Here is a 25,265-nt window from a genome sequence, read left to right as displayed (position 1 = left end):
CCCACCACTGATGGCCCAGGACTACTACGCAACGCTCGGCGTCGGACGCGACGCGGAGGCGGACGAGATCAAGAAGGCGTACCGCAAGCTCGCGCGCCAGCTGCACCCCGACGTCAACAGCGAGCCCGACGCCTCTGACCGCTTCAAGGAGGTCACGGTCGCGTACGAGGTGCTCTCCGACCCGCAGAAGCGCTCGACGTACGACCGGGGCGGCGACCCGCTGAGCGCCCACGGCAGCGGCGGGTTCGGCGGCCAGGGCTTCAACTTCGACGACATCATGGACGCGTTCTTCGGCCAGAACGCGAGTCGCGGCCCGCGGCCACGCACGCAGCGGGGCCAGGACGCGCTCCTGCGGCTCAACGTCGATCTCGCCGAGGCGGCGTTCGGCGTGACCCACGAGATCAAGGTCGACACCGCGGTCACCTGCACGACCTGCAAGGGCAGCGGCGCCGCCAACGGCTCCCAGCCCGTCACGTGCCGCACGTGCCACGGTCACGGCGACGTGCAGCACGTGCAGCGGTCGCTGCTCGGCGACATCCGCACGTCGCGCCCGTGCCCCACGTGCCACGGCTTCGGCACGGTCATCCCCGATCCGTGCCCCGAGTGCGCCGGCGAGGGTCGGGTGCGCTCGCGTCGCTCGATCTCGGTCACGATTCCGGCGGGCGTCGACCAGGGCACCCGCATCCAGCTGACCGGTGAGGGCGAGGTCGGCCCGGGTGGCGGACCGGCCGGCGACCTCTACCTCGAGGTCAATGTCGCCCGGCACGCGGTGTTCCAGCGCAAGGGCGATCAACTGTTCTGCCAGATCACGGTGCCGATGACGGCGGCCGCGCTCGGCACCCACCTCGACCTGCCGACGCTCGAGGCCGATCTGCCCGAGCCACCGGAGGGCTCGACGACGGTCGAGCTCGACGTCGCCCCGGGCACCCAGTCGGGCGACACGCTGACCGTCAAGGGGCACGGCGTCCCGCGGCTGCGTGGCTCCGGTCGGGGCGATCTCAAGGTGCAGGTCGTCGTCGAGACGCCCGCACGGTTGGACGACGAGCAGCGCGACCTGCTGGTGCAGCTGGCCAAGCTGCGCGACGAGGAACGCCCCGAGGCGCTGATCGCCAACAACCACAAGGGTGTCTTCGGCAAGATCAAGGACGCGTTCAAGTGAGCTTCACTGATCCCGACTGCCTGTTCTGCAAGATCGTCGCGGGCGACATCCCGGCCGAGATCGTGTCGACCACGGAGCACACGGTGGCATTCCGCGACCTCGATCCGCAGGCACCGACCCACGTCCTCGTGATCCCCAAGCGCCACGAGCCCGACATCGGCAGCCTTGCGGCGGCCGATGCCGAGGCGACGATCGCGCTGCTCGCCGAGGCGAAGCAGATCGCCGAGACGGAGGGCAACGGCTCCTACCGCTTGGTGTTCAACACCGGCGCCGACGCCCACCAGACGGTGTTCCACTGCCACGCCCACGTGCTGGCCGGGCGCGAGCTCGGCTGGCCTCCGGGCTAGTCCTGGCTGTCAGTCCTGCTCGGCGAGCCACGTCGCGAAGTCCGGGCCGGCGATGATCGCGTCAGGGCCGGGCAGGGTCGCGCCGTCGGCCAGCGCCTGACTCTGGACCTCGGTCTCGACCGTGACCTCCTCGCCGCGGTGCGCGGCGAGCTGGCGGACGAGGTCGCTGAGCTCCTCGGGCTTGGGACCGGCCAGCTCGACCTGCGTACGCGTCTCGGTGCCGTCGGCGAGGGCGAGCAGCAGCTTGGCGATCTCCTCGACGGCGACGGGCTGGGTCTTCATCGCGGGGAGCGTCACGACGTCACCCTGGCGATTCCAGTCCAGCATCTGTCCGGGGAAGTTGAGGAACTGAGCCGCACGGAGGATGCGCGGACCCGGTGCGTGCTCGATGACGGCCTCCTCCTGGGCGAGCTTGGCGAGGTAGTAGCCGTAGTCGGGCGCCGCGTCCACGCCAATGATCGACAGCACGACTGTGCGGGCGACCCCCGCCTCGGTAGCGGCCCCGCCGAGGTTGCGGGCGACGGTGGTGAAGAACTTCTTCGACTCGTCCCCGTCGATCCCGGGGCTTGCCGTGACGTCGATGACGGCGTCGACACCTGCGAGCCGCTCGGCGAGCCCGTCGGGGGAGGTCAGGTCGATCCCGTTCTCGCGGGCGAGGCCGACGACCTCGTACCCAGCGGCGGTGGCGGCCGCGACGACGTTGCGTCCGACGAGTCCGGTGGAGCCGGCGACAGCAATGCGCATGATGTGATCCTCTCGGTGAGTCGGACAACTGTTGTCCGAGTATGGGCCGATCATACTCAGATACAACGTGTCCGGGTATAGTCGGGGCATGAAGATGTCGGCCGGAGTCGAGTGGGCCCTGCACTGCTGCACCGTGCTCAGCACGGCGAGCGCTCCCGTCCCGGCGCACCGGCTCGCCGAGCTGCACGGGGTCTCCAAGACGTACCTCGCGAAGCACCTGCAGGCGCTGTCGCGGGCGGGCCTGATCCACGCGGTGGAGGGGCGCGACGGCGGCTACGAGCTGTCGCGGCCTGCTGGGGAGGTCACGGTGTACGACGTGGTGCGCGCGGTCGACGGTCCCGAAGCGGCGTTCCGCTGCACGGAGATCCGTCAGCAGGGACCGCTGCCGACGACGGGGGAGGCGTGCAAGATCCCGTGCGGCATCGCGAAGGTCATGGCCACGGCCGAGACCGCGTGGCGGGACTCCTTGCGCGCTGTCACGATCGGCGACCTGGCGGCGACCGTCGACGTCAACCTCCCGGGCACCTGGGACAGCGTGCGGCACTGGCTGGGCTCCCCGGCCGTCTGAATTGGCACGCTGTCACTGCGATTGCGTACGATTGAGACCACATGACTGATGACACCACGCCTGCTCACACGTTCACGATCCCGTCGAGCGTCCCGGCAGTTGCCCTGCTCGGGCCCGCCGACGAATTCCTGCGCCTCATCGAAGACTCCTTCGAGGCGCGCATCCACGCGCGCGGCAACACCATCACGGTGACCGGATCGCCCGCCGAGGCGGCGATGGTCGAGCGGCTGCTCGACGAGCTCGTGACGATCGTGCGGACCGGCCAGAACCTCACCCGCGAGACGGTCGAGCGCAGCATCTCGATGCTGCGCACCGAGACCGAGGAGAAGCCGGCCGAGGTCCTGAGCCTCAACATCTTGTCCAACCGCGGACGCACGATCCGGCCCAAGACGGTCAACCAGAAGCGCTACGTCGACGCGATCGACAACCACACGATCGTGTTCGGCATCGGCCCGGCTGGCACCGGCAAGACCTACCTCGCGATGGCCAAGGCCGTCCAGGCGCTGCAGGCCAAGGAAGTCACCCGCATCATCCTGACCCGGCCCGCGGTCGAGGCCGGTGAGCACCTCGGCTTCCTGCCAGGCACCCTGGGCGAGAAGATCGACCCCTACCTGCGCCCGCTCTACGACGCCCTGCACGACATGATCGACCCCGAGTCGATTCCCAAGCTGCTGACGTCGGGCGTCATCGAGGTCGCTCCGCTGGCCTACATGCGCGGTCGCACGCTCAACGACGCGTTCATCATCCTCGACGAGGCGCAGAACACGACCCAGGAGCAGATGAAGATGTTCCTGACGCGCCTCGGCTTCGGTTCCAAGATCGTCGTCACCGGCGACGTCACCCAGGTCGACCTGCCCAACAGCACCAAGAGTGGCCTGCGCGTGGTCCAGAACATCCTCGACGACGTGCGCGACATCCACTTCTCGCAGCTGACTGCCTCCGACGTCGTCCGGCACAAGCTGGTCGGTCGCATCGTGGCCGCTTACGACTCGTTCGAGGCCGATCAGCCTCAGCGCCGCGTGGCCGAGGCAGGTGCAGAGCCGCATGAACGTCGACGTACTCAATGAGTCCGGGGCCGACGTCGATGTCGTCGGCCTGACCCGACTGTGCCGTTTCACGATGCGGCGCATGCGCCTGCACCCCGCGACCGAGCTGACCGTACGCCTCGTCGATCCCGACACGATCGCCACGCTCAACGAGCAGTGGATGGGCAAGAAGGGGCCGACCGACGTCCTGTCGTTCCCCATGGACGAGCTCACGCCGGGCCGCGATGACGCAGAGAGCCCCGAGGGCTACCTCGGCGACATCGCGCTGTGCCCGCAGGTCGCCGAGCAGCAGGCGCCGGCCGCCGGCCACACGACCCAGGACGAGGTCGACCTGCTGACCGTGCACGGCATCCTGCACCTCCTCGGCTACGACCACGCCGAGCCCGAGGAGCACAAGGAGATGTTCGGCATCCAGGGCCGGCTGCTCCTCGAGTGGCAGCAGGCCGCCGAGGGCAAGGACCCCGAACAACCGTGACGAGCCCACGATGAGCTGGGCGCCGATCGTCGTGTCGGTCGTCCTGGCGCTGGTCGCGGGCACCTTGGCCAGCGTCGACGCAGCGATCTCGGCGTTCTCAAAGGCGCGCGCCGAGGAGCTCGAGGACGACGGACGCGGGGGAGCCGGTCGCCTCGCGCAGATCCTCGAGGACCCCGCTCCCTTCCTCAACTCGGTCCTGCTGGTCCGCGTCGTCGCCGAGACCTCGAGCGTCGTGCTGGTCGCGCTGTTCGTCGCCGATCACGTCGACGGTTTGTGGCACCGCCTGCTGATCGCCGTCGGCATCATGGTCGTGGTCAGCTTCGTCCTGATCGGCGTCGGTCCCCGTACGCTCGGGCGTCAGCACGCCGAGTCGATCGCGCTCGCGTCCGCGCTCCCGGTCATCGGCGTGACCCGGCTGCTCGGGCCGATCCCGCAGTGGCTGATCCTGCTGGGCAACGCCGTGACACCCGGCAAGGGCTTTCGCGAAGGGCCGTTCGCCTCGGAGGTCGAGGTGCGTGAGCTCGTCGATCTCGCCGCGGCAAGCTCGGTCATCGAGTCCGACGAGGGCAAGATGCTGCAGTCGGTGTTCGAGCTGGGCGACACGATCGCGCGCGAGGTCATGGTGCCGCGCACCGATCTGGTGTTCATCGAGCGGCACAAGACGCTGCGGCAGGCGATGTCGCTGGCGCTGCGCAGCGGCTACTCACGCATGCCGGTCGTGGGGGAGAACCTCGACGACGTCATCGGCATGGCCTACCTCAAGGACGTCACCAAGCGCGTGTTCGACAACCACGTCGCCGAGACGACGGAACGCATCGAGTCGATCGCCCGGCCGTGCCTGTTCGTGCCCGACACCAAGCATGCCGACGACCTCCTCAAGGAGATGCAGGCCGAGCGCACCCACGTCGCGATCGTCGTCGACGAGTTCGGCGGCACGTCGGGCATGGTCACGATCGAGGACATCCTCGAGGAGATCGTCGGCGAGATCACCGACGAGTACGACTCCGAGCCCGAGGAGAGCGAGCAGCTGCCCGACGGCTCGTGGCGGCTCAGCTCGCGGTTCGAGGTCGACGACCTCGAGGACCTGTTCGACATACCGATCGAGGACGAGGACGTCGACTCGGTCGGCGGTCTCATGGCCAAGCACCTCGGCAAGGTGCCGATCCGGGGCAGCGTCGTCGAGGTCGAAGGCCTGCGGTTCGAGGCCGAGGGGCCGTCGGGTCGCCGCAATCGCATCGGCCAGGTCGTCGTCAGCCGCATCGAACAAACCACAGACAACGCTGCATCGAGAGGTTCGGACCATGGAACTCAGTCCTGAGGACGCCAAGCTGGTGACGCTCGCGCGTGCCTCGCGGGCCCGCACCGGAACGGCAGAAGGTGCCGCGGTGCGTGACCTCGACGGTCGTACGTACGCCGCGTCGACCGTGGCGCTCGACTCGCTGCAGGTCGCGGCTCTCGACCTCGCTGTCGCCATGGCCGTCTCGTCCGGGGCCAAGGGCCTCGAGGCGGCCGCCGTGGTGACCGACGCAGAGTCGGTCGACCCGGCATCCGTACGTGATCTGGCTGGCCATGGCATCAGCGTCTTCGTCGCTGACGCCACTGGAGCCGTGGGATCGGTGAACGAGTCATGAGCGAGTTCAAGTCGGGCTTCGCGTGCTTCGTCGGCCGGCCCAACGCCGGCAAGTCCACGCTGACCAATGCGCTGGTCGGCGGCAAGATCGCCATCACCTCGTCCAAGCCACAGACCACGCGTCACGCGATCCGCGGGCTGGTCAACCGACCCGACGCGCAGCTGATCCTGATCGACACCCCCGGCCTGCACAAGCCTCATACGCTGCTCGGCGAGCGCCTCAACGCGCTGGTCCGGTCGACCTGGTCCGAGGTCGACACGATCGGCATGTGCCTGCCGGCCAACGAGACCGTTGGCGAGGGTGACAAGTTCCTCATCCGCGAGCTGGCCCAGATCCGCAGCAAGCCGGTCTTCGCGATCGCGACCAAGACCGACCTGGTCAAGCCCGACAAGCTGCGGGACCACCTGCTCCAGATCCAGCAGGCCGGCATCGACGCGGGCCTGCAGTGGCAGGAGATCATCCCGGTGTCGGCGGTGGCCGGCGACCAGGTCGACCTGCTCGCAGACCTGTTGATCGGCACGCTGCCCCAAGGCCCGGCGCTCTATCCCGAGGGCCAGCTGACGGACGAGCCCGAGGAGACCCTCATCGCGGAGATCATCCGCGAGGCCGCGCTCGAAGGCGTACGCGACGAGCTCCCGCACTCGATCGCGGTCGTCGTCGACGAGATGGTCCCGAGGCCCGACCGCCCCGAGGGCAAGCCTCTGGTCGACGTACGCGTCAACGTCTACGTCGAACGCGACAGCCAGAAGGGCATCATCATCGGCAAGCAGGGTGCCCGCCTGCGCGAGATCGGCACCAACTCCCGTTCGCAGATCGAGAAGCTGTTGGGCACGCCGGTCTACCTCGACCTGCACGTCAAGGTCGCCAAGGAGTGGCAGCGCGACCCCAAGCAGCTCCGCAAGCTCGGCTTCTGAGGTGGCTCAGCCGGACATCGACGGAGGCGTCGTACGGCTGCGCGACTTCCGGCCCGACGATGCCGCCCTGGTGCTGTCCGCCTCGACGGATCCGCTGATCCCGCTCATCACGACGGTTCCGCCCGTTCCTGACGAGGACGGTGCGCAGGCGTACATCGCTCGCCAGAATGGCCGGCTGCCTTCCGGCGTCGGCTACGCGTACGCGATCGCACGTGCGTCGGACGACGTGGCGGTCGGCTACATCGGGCTGAGTCTGCTGGAGAACGGGCGGGCGTCGACCGGCTACTGGATCGGGCCGTCACACCGAGGCCGCGGCTATGCCGCCTTGGCCCTGCGGGCCCTGGGTGACTGGGCGCTGACCGCACAGTCGATCCCGCGCCTCGAGCTCTACGTGGAGCCCTGGAACGAGGCATCGATCCGCACCGCAGAGTCAGCGGGGTTCGAGCGTGAGGGCTTGATGCGGTCGTGGCGGCTGGTCGGCGACACCCGTCGTGACATGTGGATGTACGCGCGGATCAGCGAAGGCTGATGCCTACGAGCTTGCTGTCGTGAGATCGGTCAGGATCTCGAGCATCCGTTGGTTGGTCGTGGCGTCCTTGACCGCGAGTCGGACCGCTCGGTCGCCGGTCGCGCTGCCCATGTTGGTCGCGTCCCGCAGGTAGAGGCCGCGCGTGCGCGCGAGAGCCACGACCTCGGCACCTGAGGGCCCATGGTCGGGCACGTGCGCCAGCAGGAAGTTGGCGCAGCCCGGGACCACGTCCCAGTCGAGGTCGGCGAGACCGCCCGCCAGGGTCTCGCGCAGCTGATGCGTCTCGGCCCATCGCGTTTCGTAGTACGCAGTCGACTCGAGCGCGCGGGTCGCCGCGACCTGGGAAGGCAGGCCGATGACCCAGGGCGGCGTCAGACCGCGCAGGTCCTCGAGCTGATGCGGCCCAGCGGCCAGGTACGCGACTCGGGCACCGCTGAGCGCGTATGCCTTGGACATCGACTTGCAGACGATCAGGTTGTCGTGGCGCCGCGTCAGAGGCTCGACGGTCTCACCGACGTAGTCGACGTACGTCTCATCGACCCACAGCCGAGTGGACGGCGGCGCCGCTCGGAGCAGGCTCTCGATCTCGGCCGCCGTGATGAACTGCCCGGTCGGGCTGTTGGGGTTGACCAGGATGACGAGGTCGGGGCCGGAGGCGATCATCGCCTCGAGCTGCGCCAGGTCCGGGCGATAGCCCGTCGAGCGTTCGAGCGGGACGCGATCGACGTGACAACCGACGACCTTGTCGAGGACATGCGCGTACTCACCGTACGTCGGGTCGAGCAGGAGGACGCGTGAGTCGCGCGACAGCCAGCGCGGCAGGGCACGGAAGATGAGGTCGGACGATCCGGCGCCCGGGAGGACCGCCGCGGCGTCCAGATCACGCGCCGAGGCGATGGCGGCCACGAGGCCTGCGCAGTCGACCGGCGGCGAGGTGCGCAGCAGCCACGGCAGCTCATCGGCGATCGCCGTGACCACCGCCGGTGCCGGCGGGAACCACGCGTCGAGCACGTCCGCGTTGATGACGTCGTGACGGCGCCCGAGATCGTCGAATCTGGTGCCGATCGCGTCGAACGACTCACCCCCGTGGAAGCAGGCGGCCGGCTTCCGCAACGGCACGTGCAGTCGCCACTCCACCGACCGCTCGATCGAGGCGACGACCGGTTCGAGGGCGTCGAAGTCGGAGCGGACCTGCGCGACGTCGGCGTACATCAGCTCGAAGTTCACGGCCCCTGAGCTGACCGACAGGCCGGTCGGCAGCATCCCGCCGCGCAGGTACATGCCCGCGACCTCGTCCCGCCCGATGGCGACGACCTTGCTGCCGCCGCGCGCCTCGATCCAGCGGAATGCGGCCACCATGAGAGTGGCGGCGAGGTCGGAGTCCCGATGCTCCTCGAGCACGGTCAGCAGCCGGATCTCGTACGTGCCGGTGCCGATCTCGAACGGCACCTCGGCACGTTCGAAGTACTTGTCGATCGAGTAGCCGTGCTCGCCGGGCGGAGTGATGCTCACGAACGCGGCGAGCGTCCCGTCACGGACCGCGACGAGGTAGCGATTGACCTCATCCAGCCTGTCGCGCAGCAAACCTTGCTCGTTGGGCTGGTGCTGGCCCAGCTCAAGGGCGTACACCTCATGGCGGGCCCGGTAGATGTCCTCACGGTGGCCGGCATCTGCTTCGAGGATGACGGTCCGGTGCGGAGTGAGACTGGTAGTCACACAGTCATCCTGCCCGACGACGGCCAGCGATCAGCGTGCTTCGGCCTTTCGCAGCACCGACTTGAGCTGCTTGCTGAGCGCGCTGGCGCCCACGACCGGGATCAGTGCGCCGATCAGCTTGCCCTTGAGCGAGTTCCCGACACGGGTCAGCGTCACGTGCACGTCGGTGCCCTCGGCGACCGGCTCGAGCTTGTAGAGCCACCCGCTGCCGGGTCCCCACAGGTTGGACTCCACCGTGTCGACTGCCACGGTGCCGGCGGCGGCGTCCCACGTGTAGTGGCTGCGCTCCCAGCCCATCGCGGTGCCCTCGGTGACATCGGAGGTGGTCGCACCGAGCTCGTGGACCGTGAAGTGTGCCGCGTCGATGCTCGGCCAGATGTCGGGCCGCTCAGGGCCGAAGTCGGTCAGCAGCGCGAGCACGTCGCTCTGCGACAGGCTCGTGTGCACGGTGAACGTGGTCTTGGGCATGTCGATCCTTTGCGTCGCGTGGCGGAGGTTCCGCCGGTGACTAGATCCTCCCGCACAACTGGTTGCTCCGGTCGCCGAACTCAGCGCACGTCGAATCCGCTCAGGCCTTCCGGCTCCTCCTCGCGCACGTCGACGTCGGACACCTCTGCCCGCGCGGGACCCTGACGGCACCACGCGACCAATGCCTCGACTGCGGAGTCGTCGCCCTCGAAAGCCGCCTCGACCGCGCCATCAGGGCGATTCGACACCCACCCGGCGATGCCATGCCTCGACGCCTCCTGCTGGCACGAGGCCCGGAAGAAGACTCCCTGCACGTTGCCGCTCACCACGACGCGTCGGCGGATCATCGTCCCAGCGTATTAGGCTCCCGGCGTGGACCGCCGTCTCGATCTCGTCGCCGACTGCAGCAGCTGCTTCGGGCTGTGCTGCGTCGCCCTCGCGTTCGAGAAGTCGGCCGACTTCCCGATCGACAAGCGAGCCGGGGACCCGTGCGTCAACCTGGCCGCCGACTTCAGCTGCGGGATCCACGATCGGCTCCGCGACGAGGGATTTCGTGGCTCGGCCGTGTACGACTGCTTCGGCGCGGGACAACAAGTGGCCCAGGTGACCTTCGCCGGGGTGAGCTGGCGGGACGCGCCTGCGACGTCGGCGCCGATGTTCGCCGCCCTCCCGGTGATGCGGCAGCTGCACGAGATGCTCTGGTACGTCGCGGAGGCGCTGACCCGTCCTGCCGCCGAGTCGCTGCACCCCGAGCTCGAGCAGGCATACGCCGCTACGGAAGCCCTCACGCGTACGGACACCGACACCCTCGCCGGACTCGATCTCCCGGGCCATCGCGCAGGCGTCGACCCCTTGCTGCAGCGCGCCAGCGAGCTCGTACGATCGGCGCACCGCGGGCCCGAGCGACGCGGAGCCGATCTCGTAGGGGCCAGGCTGCGCAAGGCTGATCTCCGGGGTGCCAACCTTCGAGGCGCGCTGCTGATCGCTGCCGACCTGGGCGGCGCGGATCTCCGCGAGGCGGACCTGATCGGCGCGGACCTGCGCGACGCCGACCTGACTGGCGCCGACCTGACCGGAGCCCTGTTCCTCACCCAGACGCAGGTCAACTCCGCACGCGGCGACGCACGTACGAGAATCCCGGCCCGGCTCGCGCGACCCGGACACTGGGCGGGGTAGGAGAGGCGTATGGATGCTGTCGAGGCACTCAAGGAGATCGGGTTCTGGCTCGAGCGCGAGCTGGCCAAGACCTACCGGGTCGAAGCCTTTCGCAAGGCGGCCGCGGCGATCGAGCACCTGACTCCGGCCGAGGTCGAGAAGCAGGTCCGCGACGGCAGCCTCAAGCGGATCAAGGGAATCGGCGACCGTACGTTCGGCATCATCGCCGAAGCGGTCGCCGGCGAGGTGCCCGGCTACCTTGCCGACCTGCGCGAACGTGGGAAGGCGCCGCTGGCCTCGGGCGGTGCGAAGCTGCGAGCCAAGCTGCGCGGCGACCTGCACAGCCACTCCAACTGGTCCGACGGTGGCTCGCCGATCCAGGAGATGGCCCGCGCGGCGGCACGCCTGGGCCGGGAGTACCAGGTCATGACGGACCACTCGCCCCGGCTCACGATCGCGAACGGACTGTCGGCCGAGCGACTGGCCGAACAGCTCGACGTCATCGCGGAGGTCGACGCCGAGCACGACGATCTCCGGTTGCTCAGTGGCATCGAGGTCGACATCCTCGACAACGGCGAGCTCGACCAGACCGACGAGATGCTGGGACGCCTCGACGTCGTCGTCGCCAGCGTGCACTCCAAGCTCAAGATGGACCGCGACCTCATGACCCGCCGCATGGTCAACGCGATCGCCAATCCGCACATCAACGTGCTCGGCCACTGCACAGGCCGCCTCGTCGCGGGCTCGCGCGGCGGGCGGGACCAGTCCCGCTTCGACCCCGAGATCGTGTTCGCCGCCTGCGAGAAGTTCGATGTCGCCGTCGAGATCAACTCGCGACCAGAGCGACGCGACCCGCCGAGCAAGCTGATGCAGATGGCGCTCGACTACGGCTGCCTGTTCGCGATCAACACCGACGCGCACGCACCGGGGCAGCTCGACTTCCTCGACTACGGCGCGGAGCGGGCGGCGGCCAACAAGGTGCCGGCGTCGCGCATCGTCACGACCTGGCCCGTCGAGCGCCTGCTCGAGTGGTCACACGCCAAACGCTGAGTCAGCCGAGGGTGTCGGCCAGCTCCCGGATCTCGTCGGGGGACACCTCGCGCGCGGTGCGGCCGGTGACCTCGTCGTACGCATCGATCAGTCCCGCCAGGTCCTTGACCATGCGTCGTGCCCGTGCCGGCTCGCTGCCGCAGTCGGCCCGGCACTCGCCTGATGCGGCCACGAGGTGCGCGATGACGTGCGCCTTCGCGGCGTACGCCTCGGCGGGCCCGAGCTCTGGCGTCATGACGAACGCGAACACCCTGGACGCGTTGAGGTGGAAGCTCGTGTGGGCGGGGTCGAGGTCGCCGCTGCGCCGCGGGTAGGCGATCGCGCCATCGATCGCCTGCTGGACGTGGGTCGAGTCGCCTTCGCGGTCGAGCCACGCCTCGGCCTCCTCGATCGCAGCGATGACGCGTCCGCGGGAGTCGGGCTCCAGGAGCGCCATGACCTGGCGTGCCTGCGTGATGCGGAGCTTGGCGCGAAGCTCGGAGGAGTCCTCAGTCGTGCCGAAGAGCCGGCCGATCAACGGGACGAGTCGTGCGCGGTCGCTGTCGCGCAAGAGGTCGTTCGTCGTCCGCGCCTCGTGCGCCAGCATCGGGTGCGTACAGTCCGGACGGTCGCTCCACTCCTCGCCGGCGAGCAGCGAGACGTACTCCATCACGCAGGCTTCGCCGTGCTCGGCGTCGTGGGAGCCCGCGGACAGAGTCGGCAGGGCATCGGGCATGTTCATGGTCACTCCCTCGTTCTGCAGCAATTCTCCACCTGCACGCCAAGGAACGCGACTGCTCAATCCATGAGCAGTGCGGCCAGGGTGCCGCCGAGCTCGCGGGCTGATACGAGCTCTGCATCGCCGACGTCTCCCAGGATCTCGAGGACGTCGGCCGACTGCGTCCACGACAGCGCCTGCACGATGCTCTGGACCGACCGCACGGCACCCGTCGTGTCGTACCGGCCGTGCACCCACAGGCCGTACGGCTTCTTGCCACCCGCGCCCTTGCCCGCCGAGCCGTCCTCGGCGAGCGAGCCACCGGCCTCGAGGAAGATCGTGTCGAAGAAGTGCTTGAGCGCTCCGCTCATGTAGCCGAAGTTCGCCGACGTACCGAGCAGGTAGCCGTCCGCGCCGAGCACGTCGTCGGCGCCCGCCTCCAGCGCAGGACGTACGACGACCTCCACCCCCTCGATCGCCGGGTCCGACGCCCCATCGACCACGGCATCGAGAATCCGTTGCAGGTTCGGCGTGGGGGAGTGATGGACGATCAACAGGCGTGCCATGGGCCGGACAGTACCAATGAGTCGCTGCCTCGAGCCGTCGATTTCCGGGCACGGACAAGCCGTCGATAGGGTCGCGACATGACTTCTCCAGCCACCTCACGCCGTGGACTCCTCGCGCGGGTCGGCCACCGGCTCCGGACGACCGCCCGCGTCCTCGTCAAGGGCGCGCCCGCCCCGAGGCCGCAGAAGCCGGCGCTGAAGGCACCGACCCGGACCCGCGCGCAGGCCAAGAACGTCAACGGTCGGTGGATCCGCGTGGTCAACACGCCGGCCGACACGCCACGCCCCGTGGATCGCGAGGTGTCGGACCCGGCAGAGGCAGCGGCGGTGCGAGCCGGATGGCTGTTGATCGACGCGCACGAGCGGCTGAGCACGGCCGGGGCCTCGCGGGTCTTCGGGCACGAGCTGGCCGCATGGTTCGACTACGCCGACGACACGATCGAGAAGTTCAAGCACCCGGAGGTGGCGGACGCTGCGAGCCTCGAGGCCCAGATCAAGCACGAGGAAGGCAAGAGCAACCGCCTGCGCTATCGCCGGACGATGGACTTCGTACGGGCCGGCGATCGCCTGTTCGACGTCGGCTTCGGGCGTGGCTACCTGGCGTCGCTCCTCATCCGCGACGCCGACGTCGAGAGCTATCACGGCATCGACATCGTCGACGACTGGCTGAAGATGAGCCTCGCCACGCTCGCTGCCAACGGACTGGCCGATGCGCCGGCCACGCTCGAGATCGGTGATCTCTACGACCTGACCAAGGACCGTCTCGACGAGCTCGGCGCTACCTTCGTGATCTGCTGCGAGGTTCTCGAGCACGTGCCGGATGCCGAGAAGGCGCTCAAGGTGCTCGCCGAGGCGCTGCCGGAGGGCGCGGAGCTGTTGTTCTCGGTGCCTCTTCACGGCCGGCTGGAGGGCGTGTGGGGCCACGTCTCGGTCTTCGACGCGGCCCGGCTCAAGCAGATGCTGGACAACGCCGGACTGTATGCGCACCACGTCGAGCCGCTGGCCAACACCTGGAGCCTCGTGGTGGCGTCGCGCAGCCCGGAGCCGTCGGTACGTGTGAAGGAGGCCACCGGCCGTCCCGCCGTACGTACGTCCGTGCCGCTCTCCGAGCACCGCGACTTCATCGACGTGGCTGCCGGCGACATGTTGCCTGCAGGCAAGGCCGACGTGTCCGCGTCGCCTGCGGACGAGTTCAAGGTCTCGTGCCACGTCGAGGGCCGCGGAGGCATCAGCTTCCCGATCCAGAGCCTGGAGGCGATGCGCCTCCTCATCGAGTTCGACGACGTCGCTGACGTCACCCGGTTCGTCGTGAGCGCCTACGCAGGCAACCAGAAGGTCGCCGGATGGGACTGGCTGCCCGGCGAGATCACGATGCCGTCCCGCCGGTTCTGGCTGCGCCCCGGTGAGTCGTCGCCGACGTTCGCGGCGTTCGCGAACAAGAGCCAGTCGCAGACCGCCGATCGCGTGGAGGTCCTGGTCGAGGTCGCCCCCGGCAGGACGGCGGACGTCGGCCTGAAGGCGGCCTACCTTCCCTGACCGAGCCGACCTGACATCTCGTGGTCATCCGATGACCGTCCGCTTTTCGGTGCGCGTTTGGGCTGATGTGACTACCATCACGTATGGACTTCGAGACCGCTGCTCGGGCCATTCTCGCCAACATCGAGAAGGTCATCGACGGCAAGCCTGAGGCCGCAGAGGCCGCCCTGGTGGTATTTCTCGCCGAAGGACACCTCCTGATCGAGGATGTCCCGGGAGTCGGCAAGACCGTTCTCGCCAAGGCGTTGGGCCGTTCGGTCAGCTGCTCGGTGCGCCGCATCCAGTTCACGCCCGACCTGTTGCCGTCCGACATCACGGGTGTCTCGGTCTACAACCAGGCCGACCGCGAGTTCGAGTTCAAGCCCGGTGCGGTGTTCGCCAACATCGTCATCGGCGACGAGATCAACCGCGCCTCGCCCAAGACCCAGTCCGCGCTGCTCGAGGCCATGGAGGAGCGTCAGGTCACGGTTGACGGCACGACGTACGTGCTGGCCAGCCCGTTCACGGTCGTCGCGACGCAGAACCCCTACGAGATGGAGGGCACGTACGCCCTGCCCGAGGCCCAGCGCGACCGCTTCATGGCCCGCATCTCGATGGGCTACCCCGACTCCGCGGCGGAACTCGCGATGGTGCGCGGCCGCGACGCCGAGAACCCCTTCGACGACCTCGAGTCCGTCGCCTCGATCGAGGACGTGCAGGCCATGATCGCTGCGGCGCGAGCGATCTACGTGTCCCCAGCGGTCGAGCAGTATGCCGTCGACATCGCGCAGGCGACTCGCGTCGACGCCGATCTGCGCCTCGGTGCGAGCCCGCGTGCCACGCTCCAGCTCGTACGCGCGGCCAAGGCTCGCGCAGCCGTGCAGGGCCGCGACTTCGTCCTGCCTGACGACATCGACGTGCTCGTCCCCGTCGTGCTGCCGCACCGCCTGATCCCGATGCGGGGCGCGTCGAGCGTCGAGGACGTCGTCGACCGCATCGTCGCCGAGACGCCGGTCCCGGCCGGCGCCGTCCAGCCGAGCTGACGCATGCCGACCGATACGTCCGCCGGCCGTCTGCGAAGTGCCGCGAGCTCGGTCGTGCTCACTCGCCGCGGCGCGGGATTCCTCCTGGCGGCGGTCGTCAGCTTCATCGCCGCTCCGGTCCTGTCGCTCCCGGCACTGCTCTACGTCACGGGACTGATGCTTGCGCTGGTGCTGTTCTCCGCGGTCTTCGTGTTCGCGGGCCACTCCCGCGTACGCATCGAGCGCTCGTTCGCGCCCCAGGTCGTGCCGCCCGGCCAGATGTCCCACGCGACGGTGCGCATCACCAACCTGTCGGTTCTGCCGTGCCTCGAGGCCAAGTGGTCGGACGACCTGCCACCCGGCATCTCCGGCGACGCATCCGGCATCCTGCCCGCGCTCGGGGGCAGCCACGGCACCGACTCACGGGTGTCCTTCTCGTACGCCTTGCAGGGTCTGCGGCGGGGTCGCCACCCGATCGGGCCGTTGCGGGTCAACGTCCTGGACCCGTTCGGGCTCGTCTTCCGCAGGCACAAGTTCGGCAGCCCCGAGCTGCTGACGGTCCTGCCGCGTCGCGTCGACCTGCGACCCATCGCGCCGCGCGGCACGAGCGAGGACGGCGCGACACGGCCCGCTCCTCAGCACGTCGGGCTGGGCGAGGACGACGTCATCGCGCGCAGCTATCTGCCCGGTGACGCCATGAAGCGACTGCACTGGAAGGCCACCGCCCACCGCGGTGAGCTGATGGTGCGCCAGGAGGAGCAGCAGCTGACCCCGCGGGCCGCCGTCATCCTCGACTGTGAGCCGGTCAGCCAGGGCACGGCACAGGATCGGCAGGGAGTCTGGGAGTACTCCTCCGTCTTCGAGTGGTGCATCGTCGCGACCGCCTCGATCTCGGCGCACCTGGTCAAGGCCGGGTACGTCGTGGTGCTGCAGTCCAGCGGCCGCGCCATCGACCGGTTCATCGCTGATGGGCAGGACACCCTCGAGGACGCGATGGTCGACCTCGCCGTGGTCGAGCCGGAGCGGAACGACCACGAGCGACTCGTGGCACCCGAGCGAGCGGCGTTCATGGTGCTGGGGCGCGTGAGCGTCGAACGCGCGCACTACTGGGCCCACGTGATGTCGACGTCGCGAGCCGTGCTCGCCTTGGTCGCTGCCAACACGTCGGCCGAGGCGCGCGGAATCCTCGAGGACGCGCGCTGGCGCATCGTGACCTATCAGCCCAACCAGGACATCAGCGACCTGTGGACCGAGTTCGACGGGGCGCGTGCGCATGCTGCGGGCTGAGGCGTCGACGCAGCGGCTCACCGGCCGCACGACCCGCGACACGGTGGTGGATCACCTCATCATCGCGGTGGCGTTCGCGCTGCTCCTGTCGGGCTTCCGCAGCGTCATCGCCGGCAACGACTGGTGGATCACCACGATCCTGGTCGCCACGCTCACAGGTCTCGCGTGTGCCGTCCTGCGCGCCGTGGGCGTGAGGTGGGTGGCCCCGATCGCCATCGTGGTCGAGTTCCTCGCCCTCGCCTGGATCTTCGTCCCCGGCACCCTGATCGGCATACTCCCGACGTTCGACACGTTCCGTGAGCTGGGCAACCTCGCGTCGGCGGCGCAGGACATCATCATCGAGGAGCAGGCACCCGTGGCCGCCGCCAAGCCCGTCGTGCTGGTGGTCGCGAGCTCGTTCGGCCTGCTCGTCATCGTGGCTGACCTGCTGCTCGAGCGCCGTCGGGCGGCATCGGCGATCGGCCTTCTGCTGCTCTCGGTGTTCGCGACGCCGGCTCTGATCTCGGGGGACACTCCTTCGGTATGGCTGTTCGTCGCGGTCGCAGCGCTCTGGCTCGTCATCCTGCGGTCCCGGACGGCCCTCGGCGGTACGCTCGCCCGTCGCCAGCGCGGTCCCGCCGTCGTGCTGGGCGTCGCCGCACTGGCCGCAGCCGTGGCCTTCCCGGTCATCTCGCCCGACGTCAGCGCAGTGGCGACCTCGTGGGGCAAGCCGCCACCAGCGGTGTTCGGCCGCGGCATCAACCCCATGCTCGAGCTGGGCCAGAACCTGCGCCGCAACGGCACCACGACCGCGCTGACCTACACGACAGGCCTGCCCCAGGCGCCCTACCTCAAGGTCGCGACGTTGCGGGACTTCACCGGCAAGACCTGGAAGCCGGGCACGACGCAGCAGTTCGCCGCCCCCGAGGGTGCCGAGGCGCTCGAGTTCAGCCCCGACATCAAGGTCGAGAAGGAGTCGACCACCATCACGATCCAGCAGCTCCGCACCACGATGCTGCCGGTGCCCTACCCCTTGGACAAGGTCTCGGGACTCAAGGGCGAGTGGCTGCTGGGGTTCGGTCGCACCATGACGTCGCCCGACGACGACACCCGCGGCCAGAAGTACTCCGTCACGAGCCTCGACATCCAGCCGACCGCCACCCAGATGCGCGCGATCTCGACCAACCCCAGGGACCTGCTCCTCCAGGAGGAGGTCAGGCTTCCCGACAAGATGCCGAAGATCATCGAGGACACGGCGCGCAGGGTCACCAAGGGCGCCACCAACCAGTACGACCAGGTCGTCGCGCTGCAGGACTACCTGCGCAACGACGGCGGGTTCACCTATTCCGAGACGGCACCCGTCGCGGACGACTACGACGGCAACGGCATCGACGTCATCGCGAAGTTCCTCGACAAGAAGTCCGGCTACTGCGTGCACTTCTCCTCGGCGATGGCGGTCATGGCCAGGACGCTCGGCATCCCGTCGCGTATCGCGGTCGGCTACGCCCCCGGCAGCGTGGTCAACGTCAAGGACGGCCAGAACCAGTACGAGGCGACGTCGGACGACCTGCACGCGTGGACCGAGATCTACTTCGAGGGCATCGGGTGGATCACGTTCGAGCCGACTCCGGGCGTCGGATCAGCCACGGCGTTCAAGGAGCCCGGCGCGCCGGCCTCGAACTCCGACGACGGCGAGTTCTCCGGCAGCCCGCGCAGGGCGGCACGTGACGAGGCCACCAACGTCGACAGCGGAGCGACGCCCACCTCGACCACGACGAAGACCGCACCGCGCACGGCCCTGATCTCGTTCATGGTGCTGTTGGTGATGATCGGCATCCCGGCGCTGTTGCGCTGGTCGCGGCGTCGCTGGCGGATCAGTCGGGCCGGCTCGTCGGTCGACCCGTTGTGGCGCGAGCTCGAGGACACGGCACGCGACTTCGGGTTGCCGTTCTCGCCGACCGACACGCCTCGTGGCTTCGCTGCACGCCTTCGCACCCGCGACGGCATCGATGGCGAGGCGCTGAGCCGGTTGCTCAGGCGAGTCGAGAGAGCCCGCTTCGCCCGCTCCGGTGTCGCCGAGGGTGACGGCGTCGACGATCTCCGCGCGGTGATCGCCTCCTTGGCGCAAGGCGCATCGCGGCAGGAGCGGTGGCGAGCGCTCGCGCTGCCCCGATCGCTCTCGGGCCGCAGGGCGTACGCACCATCGGGCCCGCTCCGGACGGCGTCAACGCTCGGGTGATGGAGGTGCGCCGTCGCCGAACGGCCGGCCGCCTAGCTCTTCGCGTCCGTGCGGGGTCAGCCAGCCGTCGGTGTCGGGTCCCTTGGGGACAATGCCCGTCGGATTGATGTCCGACTGGACCACGTAGTAGTGCTTCTTGATCTGCACGAAGTCGATCGTCTCGCCGAAGCCGGGAGTCTGGAAGAGGTCACGTGCGTACGCCCAGAGGACCGGCATCTCGACGAGCTTGTTGCGGTTGCACTTGAAGTGGCCGTGGTAGACCGCGTCGAACCGCGCCAGCGTCGTGAAGAGGCGGACGTCGGCCTCCGTGATCGAGTCGCCCATGAGGAAGCGCCGGGTGGCGAGCCGCTCCTCGAGCCAGTCGAGCGCCGTGAACAAGCGGTCGTACGCCGCTTCGTACGCCTCCTGCGTGCCGGCGAACCCGCAACGGTAGACCCCGTTGTTGACCTCGGTGAAGATGCGCCGCATGATCGTCTCCATCTCGTCGCGCACCTCCTCTGGCCACAGGTCGGGTGCGCCGGTCCGGTGGAACCGGGTCCACTCGGTCGCGAGGTCGTGCGTGATCTGCGGGAAGTCGTTGGTGACGACCTTGCCGCTGGCGATCTCGACGATCGCCGGGACGGTGATGCCGCGCGAGTAGTCGGGGAACCGCTTCAGGTACGCCTGCTGGAGCCGTTCGATGCCGAGCACCGGGTCGACTCCACCGGGATCGAGGTCGAATCGCCAGCTCCGCTCGTCGTGGGTCGGCCCGCAGTAGCCGATCGAGATGGCGTCCTCGAGCCCGAGCAGTCGCCGCACGATGATCGATCGGTTGGCCCACGGGCAGGCCCGGGCCACGATCAGGCGGTAGCGAGCGGCCTCGACGGGCCAGAGCGGTCGGTCGGAGGTCGCCGAGGGGTCGCGGACGATGCGATCGGGGATGTAGTCCATGTCGCGGTCGAACTCCCCGTCCGGCTCGACATACGAACCCTTCCCCGTGCTGGTGTCCATGCTGATAAAGTACCCAGCAACATGCGGATCAAGAGCCTGCTCCTTCTCTGCCGCGTCGAGGTCCTCTAGGTCGGACCCCTCGGCGCGGAGTTTGTCACGTCCCGGCCGCATCCCAGCCAGACAAACACCCCGAGGATCCCCATGACGACCTACGCCAACACCCCGCAACAGCCCAGCGGCATGCCGCACCACCGCTACCAGCCGTTCGTGCCCATCGAGCTCCCTGACCGCACGTGGCCGGGCAAGACCATCACGCAGGCGCCGCGCTGGTGCGCTGTCGACCTTCGCGACGGCAACCAAGCCCTGATCGACCCCATGACCCCGGCACGCAAGCTGGCGATGTTCCAGCTGCTCGTCGGGATGGGCTACAAGGAGATCGAGGTCGGCTTCCCGAGCGCGAGCCAGACCGACTACGACTTCGTACGCCAGCTGATCGAGGGCGACCACATCCCCGACGACGTCGTGATCCAGGTGCTGACGCAGTGCCGGGAGCCGCTGATCGACCGCACCTTCGAGTCGTTGGTGGGCGCCAAGCAGGCCATCGTGCACTTCTACAACTCGACGTCGACGTTGCAGCGCCGCGTCGTGTTCGGTCTCGACAAGGACGGCATCACCGACATCGCGACGCAGGGTGCCCGCCTCTGCATGAAGTACGCCGAGGTCCACACCCCGGACACCAAGATCTCCTACGAGTACTCGCCGGAGTCCTACACCGGCACCGAGCTCGACTACGCGCTCGAGGTGTGCAGCCGGGTCATCGACGTCATCGACCCGACGCCCGACTGGCCGTTGATCATCAACCTGCCGGCAACCGTCGAGATGGCCACGCCCAACGTCTACGCAGACTCGATCGAGTGGATGAACCGGCACCTGCCACGCCGCGACAGCATCGTCTTGTCGCTGCACCCGCACAACGACCGCGGCACGGGTGTCGCCGCCGCCGAGCTGGGCTACCTCGCCGGTGCCGACCGCATCGAGGGCTGTCTGTTCGGCAACGGTGAGCGCACCGGCAACGTCTGCCTCGTCACGCTGGGGCTCAACCTGTTCAGCCAGGGCATCGACCCGCAGATCAGCTTCAGCGACATCGACTCGATCCGTCGTACGGTCGAGTACTGCAACGAGCTGCCGGTCCCCGAGCGTCACCCCTACGGTGGCGACCTGGTCTACACCGCGTTCAGCGGCTCGCACCAGGACGCGATCAAGAAGGGTCTGGAGGCGCTGGCCAAGGACGCCGCAGATGCCGGCCGGCACATCGACGACGTCGCGTGGGCCGTGCCATACCTGCCGATCGACCCCAAGGACGTCGGTCGTACGTACGAGGCCGTCATCCGGGTCAACAGCCAGTCCGGCAAAGGCGGCGTCGCCTACATCCTCAAGAACGATCACCAGCTCGACCTGCCGCGTCGCCTGCAGATCGAGTTCAGCCAGGTCGTGCAGGAGCTCACCGAGGGTGAGGCCGGCGAGATCGAGCCAAGCGCGATCTGGTCGGCGTTCGAGCGCGAATACCTCGAGGCCGAGGATCCCTACCTCCTGGAGAGCTACAGCTCCGTGACCGCGTCGGACGGCAGCGACCAGCAGGTCGTCGAGCTGCGCGTACGCGGGGAGGTCAAGGAGTTCAAGGGCGCCGGCAACGGTCCGGTCGCGGCGTTCGTCGACAGCCTGCGGCAGGCCGGGGCCGACATCGCCCTCCTCGACTACTCCGAGCACGCGTTGGCTCCGCGCACCGAGGGCGCCACCACACAGGCCGCTGCCTACGTCGAGTGCAACGTCGCCGGCGAGACCGTGTGGGGCGTCGGCATCCACAGCAACATCGTCACGGCATCGTTGCGGGCCGTCGTGTCGGCGGCCAACCGGGCCGCCGCCCAGACGATCCCGGGCTGACCAAGCCGCGGGGGTCCTGCCGTACGGGCTGAGGTCAGTCCGGCGGCAGGACCCACCCGAGGGCGTGGTCGACCGCGCGGTTCCACTGCGTCGACTCGCGCTTGCGGACCGCAGCGTCCATCTTCGGCCGCCACACCGCGGCGACGTGCCGGTGGTGGCTGAGCGTCGCGAGGTCGGACCAGTAGCCGACGGTGAGCCCGGCGGCGTAGGCCGCGCCCAGGCACACGGTCTCGGACACGAGCGGCCGCTCGACCGCCACGTCGAGCACGTCGGAGAGCATCTGCATCAGCAGGTGGTTGGACGTCATGCCGCCGTCCACGCGCAGGGTCTCCAGCGTCAGGCCGAGGTCGTTGCGGATCGCCTCCACGACTTCCCAGGTCTGCCAGGCGGTGGCCTCGAGCACGGCGCGGGCGAGATGCGCCTTCGTGACGAACGAGGTGAGCCCGACGATCACGCCTCTGGCGTCCTGGTCCCAGCGCGGGGCGTACAGCCCGGAGAATGCCGGGACGATGTAGCACCCGCCGTTGTGCTCGACCGAGCGAGCCAACGTCTCGATCTGCGGAGCCGTCGGGATGATCTCGAGGGCGTCGCGCAGCCACTGGACGAGGGAGCCGGCCATCGCGATCGAGCCCTCCACGGCGTAGACCGGGTCGTCGTCGCCGAGGGCATACGCGACGGTCGGCAGCACGGACGGGCCAGGTGTCGGCCGCTCCTTGCCGGTGTTGATCAGCAGGAACGCGCCGGTGCCGTAGGTGCACTTGGCGTCGCCGGGCTCGAAGCAGGTCTGGCCGAACAGCGCCGCCTGCTGGTCTCCGAGAGCGCCGGCGATCGGCACACCCTGCAGCGGATCGACGCACGTGCCGTAGACCTCGGCGTTGGAACGGATGCTGGGCAGTCCGACGCGGGGGATGTCGAGCAGGTCGAGCATCGAGTCGTCCCACTGCCCGGTCGAGAGATCCATCAGCATCGTGCGGCTGGCGTTCGTCACGTCGGTGACGTGGACTCCGCCGTCGACACCGCCGGTGAGGTTCCAGATCAGCCAGCTCTCCATCGTGCCGAACAACAGCTCGCCGGCCTTGGCGCGCTGACGCAGCCCGCGTCGATGGTCCAGCAACCAGCGAAGACGTGGGCCGGCGAAGTACGTACGAGGCTGCAGGCCGGTCACCGCCATGACCTTGTCGGTCGCACCCTTGGCGACGAGGTCGTCGACCAGGTCCGACGTACGCGTGTCCTGCCAGGTGATCGCGGGGGCGACCGACTTGCCGGTGGTGCGGTCCCAGACGACCGTGGTCTCGCGCTGGTTGGCGATCCCGAGCGCGGCCACCTGCCGGCGGTCGAGGCCCGCCTGAGCAAGGGCCTCCGGGACGAGTCGCTGGACGTGGCGCCAGATCTCGTCGGCGTCCTGCTCGGCCCAGCCCGGTTGCGGAAACACCTGGTGGTGCTCGCGTTGCGCCAACGACCTGGTGCGCCCCTGACGGTCGAAGATCATGCACCGGGTCGACGTCGTGCCCTGGTCGATCGCGGCGATGACCGTGTCGTTCATGCGTGCAGCCCCAGTGAACGGGAGATCGACACGGCGGTGTCGGTCGTGGCCTGGATGATCGACTCGAGCGGGGGACCGGCGTGACGGAACACCTTCTCGACCGGCCCGGTGACCGCCAGCGCACCGACGCCGATGCCGCCGTAGCCGCGCAGGGGCACCGCCACGGCACCGATCCCGGGCGTCAGCTCGCCGCCCTCGGACGACCAGCCGCGTGCCCGGATGCGGTGCATCTCGGCGTCGAGGGCTGCGCGGCTGACCACGGTGCGCTGCGTGTAGCGCTCGAGCAGGCGAGGACTCGACGGCGTACCGGCGACGAAGCCGAGCATGATCTTGCCCAGGGCACTGGCGTGGAACGGCAGCACCTCGCCGATGCGCAGGTGCTGCTTGGCGCCGCCGGGCCGGAAGACGTGGTGCACGATGCGGGCGCCGTCGGGATCGGGGAAGCCGATGTGCACCTCGAGCCGGGTGCGTGACGCGAGGGCGTCCGACCAGTTCATGGCGTGCGAACGCAGGTCGTTGGGATCGAGCCCGGACTCGTGCAGGTTGCGGATGCCGTCGCCGAGCGAATAGTCCGACGTCGCGCGGTCCTGGTGCACGAATCCCACGTCGCGGAGCGTGCGTACGAGACCGAAGATCGTCGGTTTCGGCAGGTCCAGCGCGTCGGCGATCTCCGAGAGTCGGAGCGGACGGCCGGCGCCGCCGAGGATGCGAAGCACCGCCGCAGCACGCTCGACAGATTGGATCGCCCCCGGCACATCCCCGACGTTAGCGCGGAAGTGGTGACACGTGTTGATTGGCCGTTCGACGATGTCGAACGATCGACCTTGAGGCACGTCATACCCGGTCCTAGCGTCGCTCCCGGCGGCACGAGCCGCCCGGACAGTGAGGTTTACGACATGAAGAAGAACACTCTGTGGGGTGAGATCTCAGCTGAGCTGCTCGGCACGATGGTCCTCATCCTGTTCGGCACCGGTGTCGTGGCGCAGGTCGTCACGGGTGACGGCGCCGCAGGCGACCACGACTCGATCGCGTGGGCCTGGGGCATCGGCGTGACGCTCGGCGTCTACGTTGCGGCGCGCATCTCGGGGGCGCACCTCAACCCGGCCGTCACGATCGCCCTCGCGGCGTTCAAGGGATTCGAGTGGCGCAAGGTCGCGCCCTACATCGCGGCGCAGGTCGCCGGCGCGTTCATCGCAGCCCTGATCATCCGGGCGACGTACGCCGACCTGATCGGCAAGGTCGATCCCGGTCACACGTACGCGACGCAGGGCATCTTCTCGACCTCACCGACCGCGGGCGTCTCGATCCCCTCGGCGTTCCTCGACCAGGTCGTCGGCACGGCGATCCTCGTCTTCGTGATCTTCGCCCTGACCACGGCCACCAACAACCCGCCGATGGCCAACATCGGCCCGGTCGTCGTGGGCCTTCTGGTCGTCGCACTCGGCATGGCCTTCGGTGGCAACGCCGGATATGCCATCAACCCGGCACGTGACTTCGGGCCGCGCCTCGCGTCGTGGATCACGGGCTACGGTGACGCCTGGTGGAGCACCAGCGGCAGTCACCCGCTCTACTTCTGGCTGCCGATCGTCGCACCGATCCTCGGTGGTCTGATCGGTGGCGCGATGTTCAAGTACCTCATCGAGAGCCACCTGCCAGACGAGCCCGAGGAGATCACGGTCTCCGAGCCCGTGCAGGAGCCGGCCCGCCAGGCCGCCCGCGACGACGCGGACAGCCTCGTATGACC

Annotated in this window: 26 protein-coding genes; 17 read left to right on the top strand and 9 right to left on the bottom strand. The window is 68.9% G+C overall.

Features of this window, described 5'->3' with window-relative positions; genetic code table 11:
• Nucleotides 1–10: 10 nt before the first annotated feature.
• Both dnaJ and BOSE46_RS15125 read left to right on the top strand, forming a co-directional pair.
• Entirely contained in the window at nt 11–1,159 is a 1,149-nt protein-coding gene (gene dnaJ / locus BOSE46_RS15130; RefSeq protein ID WP_159541025.1) for a molecular chaperone DnaJ, read from the top strand.
• Nucleotides 1,156–1,506 (top strand): HIT domain-containing protein, encoded by a 351-nt coding sequence (locus BOSE46_RS15125; RefSeq protein WP_159541024.1) that lies wholly within the window; start codon nt 1,156–1,158, stop codon nt 1,504–1,506. The genes dnaJ and BOSE46_RS15125 overlap by 4 nt, the downstream gene beginning before the upstream one ends.
• Nucleotides 1,507–1,515: 9 nt before the next feature.
• Here BOSE46_RS15125 and BOSE46_RS15120 read toward each other — a convergent pair whose 3' ends face one another.
• Complete coding sequence (locus BOSE46_RS15120) at nt 1,516–2,250, bottom strand: SDR family oxidoreductase (protein WP_159541023.1); 735 nt, start codon at nt 2,248–2,250, stop codon at nt 1,516–1,518.
• Between the two features lie 88 nt (nt 2,251–2,338).
• On the opposite strand from BOSE46_RS15120, the gene BOSE46_RS15115 reads away from it, so the two are divergent.
• The 7 genes from BOSE46_RS15115 to BOSE46_RS15085 are packed head-to-tail and all read left to right on the top strand — an operon-like array spanning nt 2,339 to nt 7,413.
• Nucleotides 2,339–2,818, top strand: a complete 480-nt coding sequence (locus BOSE46_RS15115; RefSeq protein WP_159541022.1) for an Rrf2 family transcriptional regulator — start codon at nt 2,339–2,341, stop codon at nt 2,816–2,818.
• A 41-nt stretch (nt 2,819–2,859) separates the two neighbouring features.
• Entirely contained in the window at nt 2,860–3,885 is a 1,026-nt protein-coding gene (locus tag BOSE46_RS15110; RefSeq protein ID WP_159541021.1) for a PhoH family protein, read from the top strand.
• Nucleotides 3,863–4,339, top strand: coding sequence for an rRNA maturation RNase YbeY (gene ybeY / locus BOSE46_RS15105; protein WP_149688056.1), 477 nt, complete (start codon nt 3,863–3,865; stop codon nt 4,337–4,339). The genes BOSE46_RS15110 and ybeY overlap by 23 nt, the downstream gene beginning before the upstream one ends.
• A gap of 10 nt (nt 4,340–4,349) precedes the next feature.
• Nucleotides 4,350–5,657 (top strand): hemolysin family protein, encoded by a 1,308-nt coding sequence (locus BOSE46_RS15100; protein WP_159541020.1) that lies wholly within the window; start codon nt 4,350–4,352, stop codon nt 5,655–5,657.
• Nucleotides 5,641–5,970, top strand: coding sequence for a cytidine deaminase (locus tag BOSE46_RS15095; RefSeq protein ID WP_159541019.1), 330 nt, complete (start codon nt 5,641–5,643; stop codon nt 5,968–5,970). Before BOSE46_RS15100 ends, BOSE46_RS15095 begins: the two co-directional genes overlap by 17 nt.
• Nucleotides 5,967–6,884, top strand: coding sequence for a GTPase Era (gene era / locus BOSE46_RS15090; protein ID WP_159541018.1), 918 nt, complete (start codon nt 5,967–5,969; stop codon nt 6,882–6,884). The genes BOSE46_RS15095 and era overlap by 4 nt, the downstream gene beginning before the upstream one ends.
• A 1-nt stretch (nt 6,885) precedes the next feature.
• Nucleotides 6,886–7,413 (top strand): GNAT family N-acetyltransferase, encoded by a 528-nt coding sequence (locus tag BOSE46_RS15085; protein ID WP_159541017.1) that lies wholly within the window; start codon nt 6,886–6,888, stop codon nt 7,411–7,413.
• Between the two features lie 3 nt (nt 7,414–7,416).
• Here the strand turns inward: BOSE46_RS15085 and BOSE46_RS15080 are convergent, their stop codons facing one another.
• The 3 genes from BOSE46_RS15080 to BOSE46_RS15070 all read right to left on the bottom strand — a co-directional run bounded on the left by BOSE46_RS15080 (nt 7,417) and on the right by BOSE46_RS15070 (nt 9,944).
• Nucleotides 7,417–9,129: a histidinol-phosphate transaminase gene (locus BOSE46_RS15080; RefSeq protein WP_159541016.1), complete on the bottom strand. Its 1,713-nt coding sequence runs from the start codon at nt 9,127–9,129 to the stop codon at nt 7,417–7,419.
• A 30-nt stretch (nt 9,130–9,159) separates the two neighbouring features.
• Complete coding sequence (locus BOSE46_RS15075) at nt 9,160–9,597, bottom strand: hypothetical protein (RefSeq protein ID WP_159541015.1); 438 nt, start codon at nt 9,595–9,597, stop codon at nt 9,160–9,162.
• An 80-nt stretch (nt 9,598–9,677) separates the two neighbouring features.
• The gene (locus BOSE46_RS15070; protein WP_159541014.1) at nt 9,678–9,944 is read right to left on the bottom strand and encodes an acylphosphatase; all 267 of its coding nucleotides are present in this window, start codon (nt 9,942–9,944) and stop codon (nt 9,678–9,680) included.
• A 25-nt stretch (nt 9,945–9,969) separates the two neighbouring features.
• Between BOSE46_RS15070 and BOSE46_RS15065 the strand changes: the two genes are divergently transcribed.
• On the top strand, nt 9,970–10,773 hold the full coding sequence (locus BOSE46_RS15065; protein ID WP_159541013.1) for a pentapeptide repeat-containing protein: 804 nt from the start codon (nt 9,970–9,972) through the stop codon (nt 10,771–10,773).
• A gap of 9 nt (nt 10,774–10,782) precedes the next feature.
• Entirely contained in the window at nt 10,783–11,802 is a 1,020-nt protein-coding gene (locus tag BOSE46_RS15060; RefSeq protein ID WP_159541012.1) for a PHP domain-containing protein, read from the top strand.
• A gap of 1 nt (nt 11,803) precedes the next feature.
• Here the strand turns inward: BOSE46_RS15060 and BOSE46_RS15055 are convergent, their stop codons facing one another.
• Complete coding sequence (locus tag BOSE46_RS15055) at nt 11,804–12,523, bottom strand: hypothetical protein (protein ID WP_159541011.1); 720 nt, start codon at nt 12,521–12,523, stop codon at nt 11,804–11,806.
• Nucleotides 12,524–12,579: 56 nt separating this feature from the next.
• Nucleotides 12,580–13,065: a flavodoxin family protein gene (locus BOSE46_RS15050; protein ID WP_159541010.1), complete on the bottom strand. Its 486-nt coding sequence runs from the start codon at nt 13,063–13,065 to the stop codon at nt 12,580–12,582.
• Nucleotides 13,066–13,143: 78 nt separating this feature from the next.
• Here BOSE46_RS15050 and BOSE46_RS15045 point away from each other — a divergent pair, with 78 nt between their 5' ends.
• The 4 genes from BOSE46_RS15045 (at nt 13,144) to BOSE46_RS15030 (ending at nt 19,107) form a co-directional block, all read left to right on the top strand.
• Complete coding sequence (locus BOSE46_RS15045; protein WP_159541009.1) at nt 13,144–14,601, top strand: bifunctional 2-polyprenyl-6-hydroxyphenol methylase/3-demethylubiquinol 3-O-methyltransferase UbiG; 1,458 nt, start codon at nt 13,144–13,146, stop codon at nt 14,599–14,601.
• Between the two features lie 83 nt (nt 14,602–14,684).
• A complete protein-coding gene (locus tag BOSE46_RS15040; protein WP_159541008.1) occupies nt 14,685–15,623 on the top strand; it encodes a MoxR family ATPase in 939 nt (312 codons plus the stop codon).
• Between the two features lie 3 nt (nt 15,624–15,626).
• Nucleotides 15,627–16,889, top strand: coding sequence for a DUF58 domain-containing protein (locus tag BOSE46_RS15035; protein WP_159541007.1), 1,263 nt, complete (start codon nt 15,627–15,629; stop codon nt 16,887–16,889).
• Nucleotides 16,876–19,107, top strand: coding sequence for a DUF3488 and transglutaminase-like domain-containing protein (locus tag BOSE46_RS15030; RefSeq protein WP_159541006.1), 2,232 nt, complete (start codon nt 16,876–16,878; stop codon nt 19,105–19,107). Before BOSE46_RS15035 ends, BOSE46_RS15030 begins: the two co-directional genes overlap by 14 nt.
• Here BOSE46_RS15030 and BOSE46_RS15025 read toward each other — a convergent pair.
• A complete protein-coding gene (locus tag BOSE46_RS15025; protein WP_159541005.1) occupies nt 19,093–20,097 on the bottom strand; it encodes a glutathione S-transferase family protein in 1,005 nt (334 codons plus the stop codon). The genes BOSE46_RS15030 and BOSE46_RS15025 overlap by 15 nt on opposite strands.
• A gap of 141 nt (nt 20,098–20,238) precedes the next feature.
• Here BOSE46_RS15025 and leuA point away from each other — a divergent pair, with 141 nt between their 5' ends.
• On the top strand, nt 20,239–21,978 hold the full coding sequence (leuA, locus tag BOSE46_RS15020; protein ID WP_159541004.1) for a 2-isopropylmalate synthase: 1,740 nt from the start codon (nt 20,239–20,241) through the stop codon (nt 21,976–21,978).
• Between the two features lie 34 nt (nt 21,979–22,012).
• On the opposite strand, the gene glpK is transcribed toward leuA, so the two are convergent.
• Nucleotides 22,013–23,521 (bottom strand): glycerol kinase GlpK, encoded by a 1,509-nt coding sequence (gene glpK / locus BOSE46_RS15015; RefSeq protein ID WP_159541003.1) that lies wholly within the window; start codon nt 23,519–23,521, stop codon nt 22,013–22,015.
• Nucleotides 23,518–24,276, bottom strand: a complete 759-nt coding sequence (locus BOSE46_RS15010; RefSeq protein WP_159541002.1) for an IclR family transcriptional regulator — start codon at nt 24,274–24,276, stop codon at nt 23,518–23,520. The genes glpK and BOSE46_RS15010 overlap by 4 nt, the downstream gene beginning before the upstream one ends.
• Nucleotides 24,277–24,417: 141 nt before the next feature.
• Between BOSE46_RS15010 and BOSE46_RS15005 the strand changes: the two genes are divergently transcribed.
• Entirely contained in the window at nt 24,418–25,263 is an 846-nt protein-coding gene (locus tag BOSE46_RS15005) for an MIP/aquaporin family protein (RefSeq protein WP_159541001.1), read from the top strand.
• The last annotated feature ends 2 nt before the right edge of the window (nt 25,264–25,265 follow it).

The sequence above is a fragment of the Aeromicrobium sp. 9AM genome (assembly GCF_902506105.1).
In the GTDB taxonomy this organism is placed as follows: Bacteria; Actinomycetota; Actinomycetes; order Propionibacteriales; family Nocardioidaceae; genus Aeromicrobium.
The sequence above is the reverse complement of the archived record's forward strand: the minus strand, read 5'-3'. Positions and strand labels throughout refer to the sequence as shown.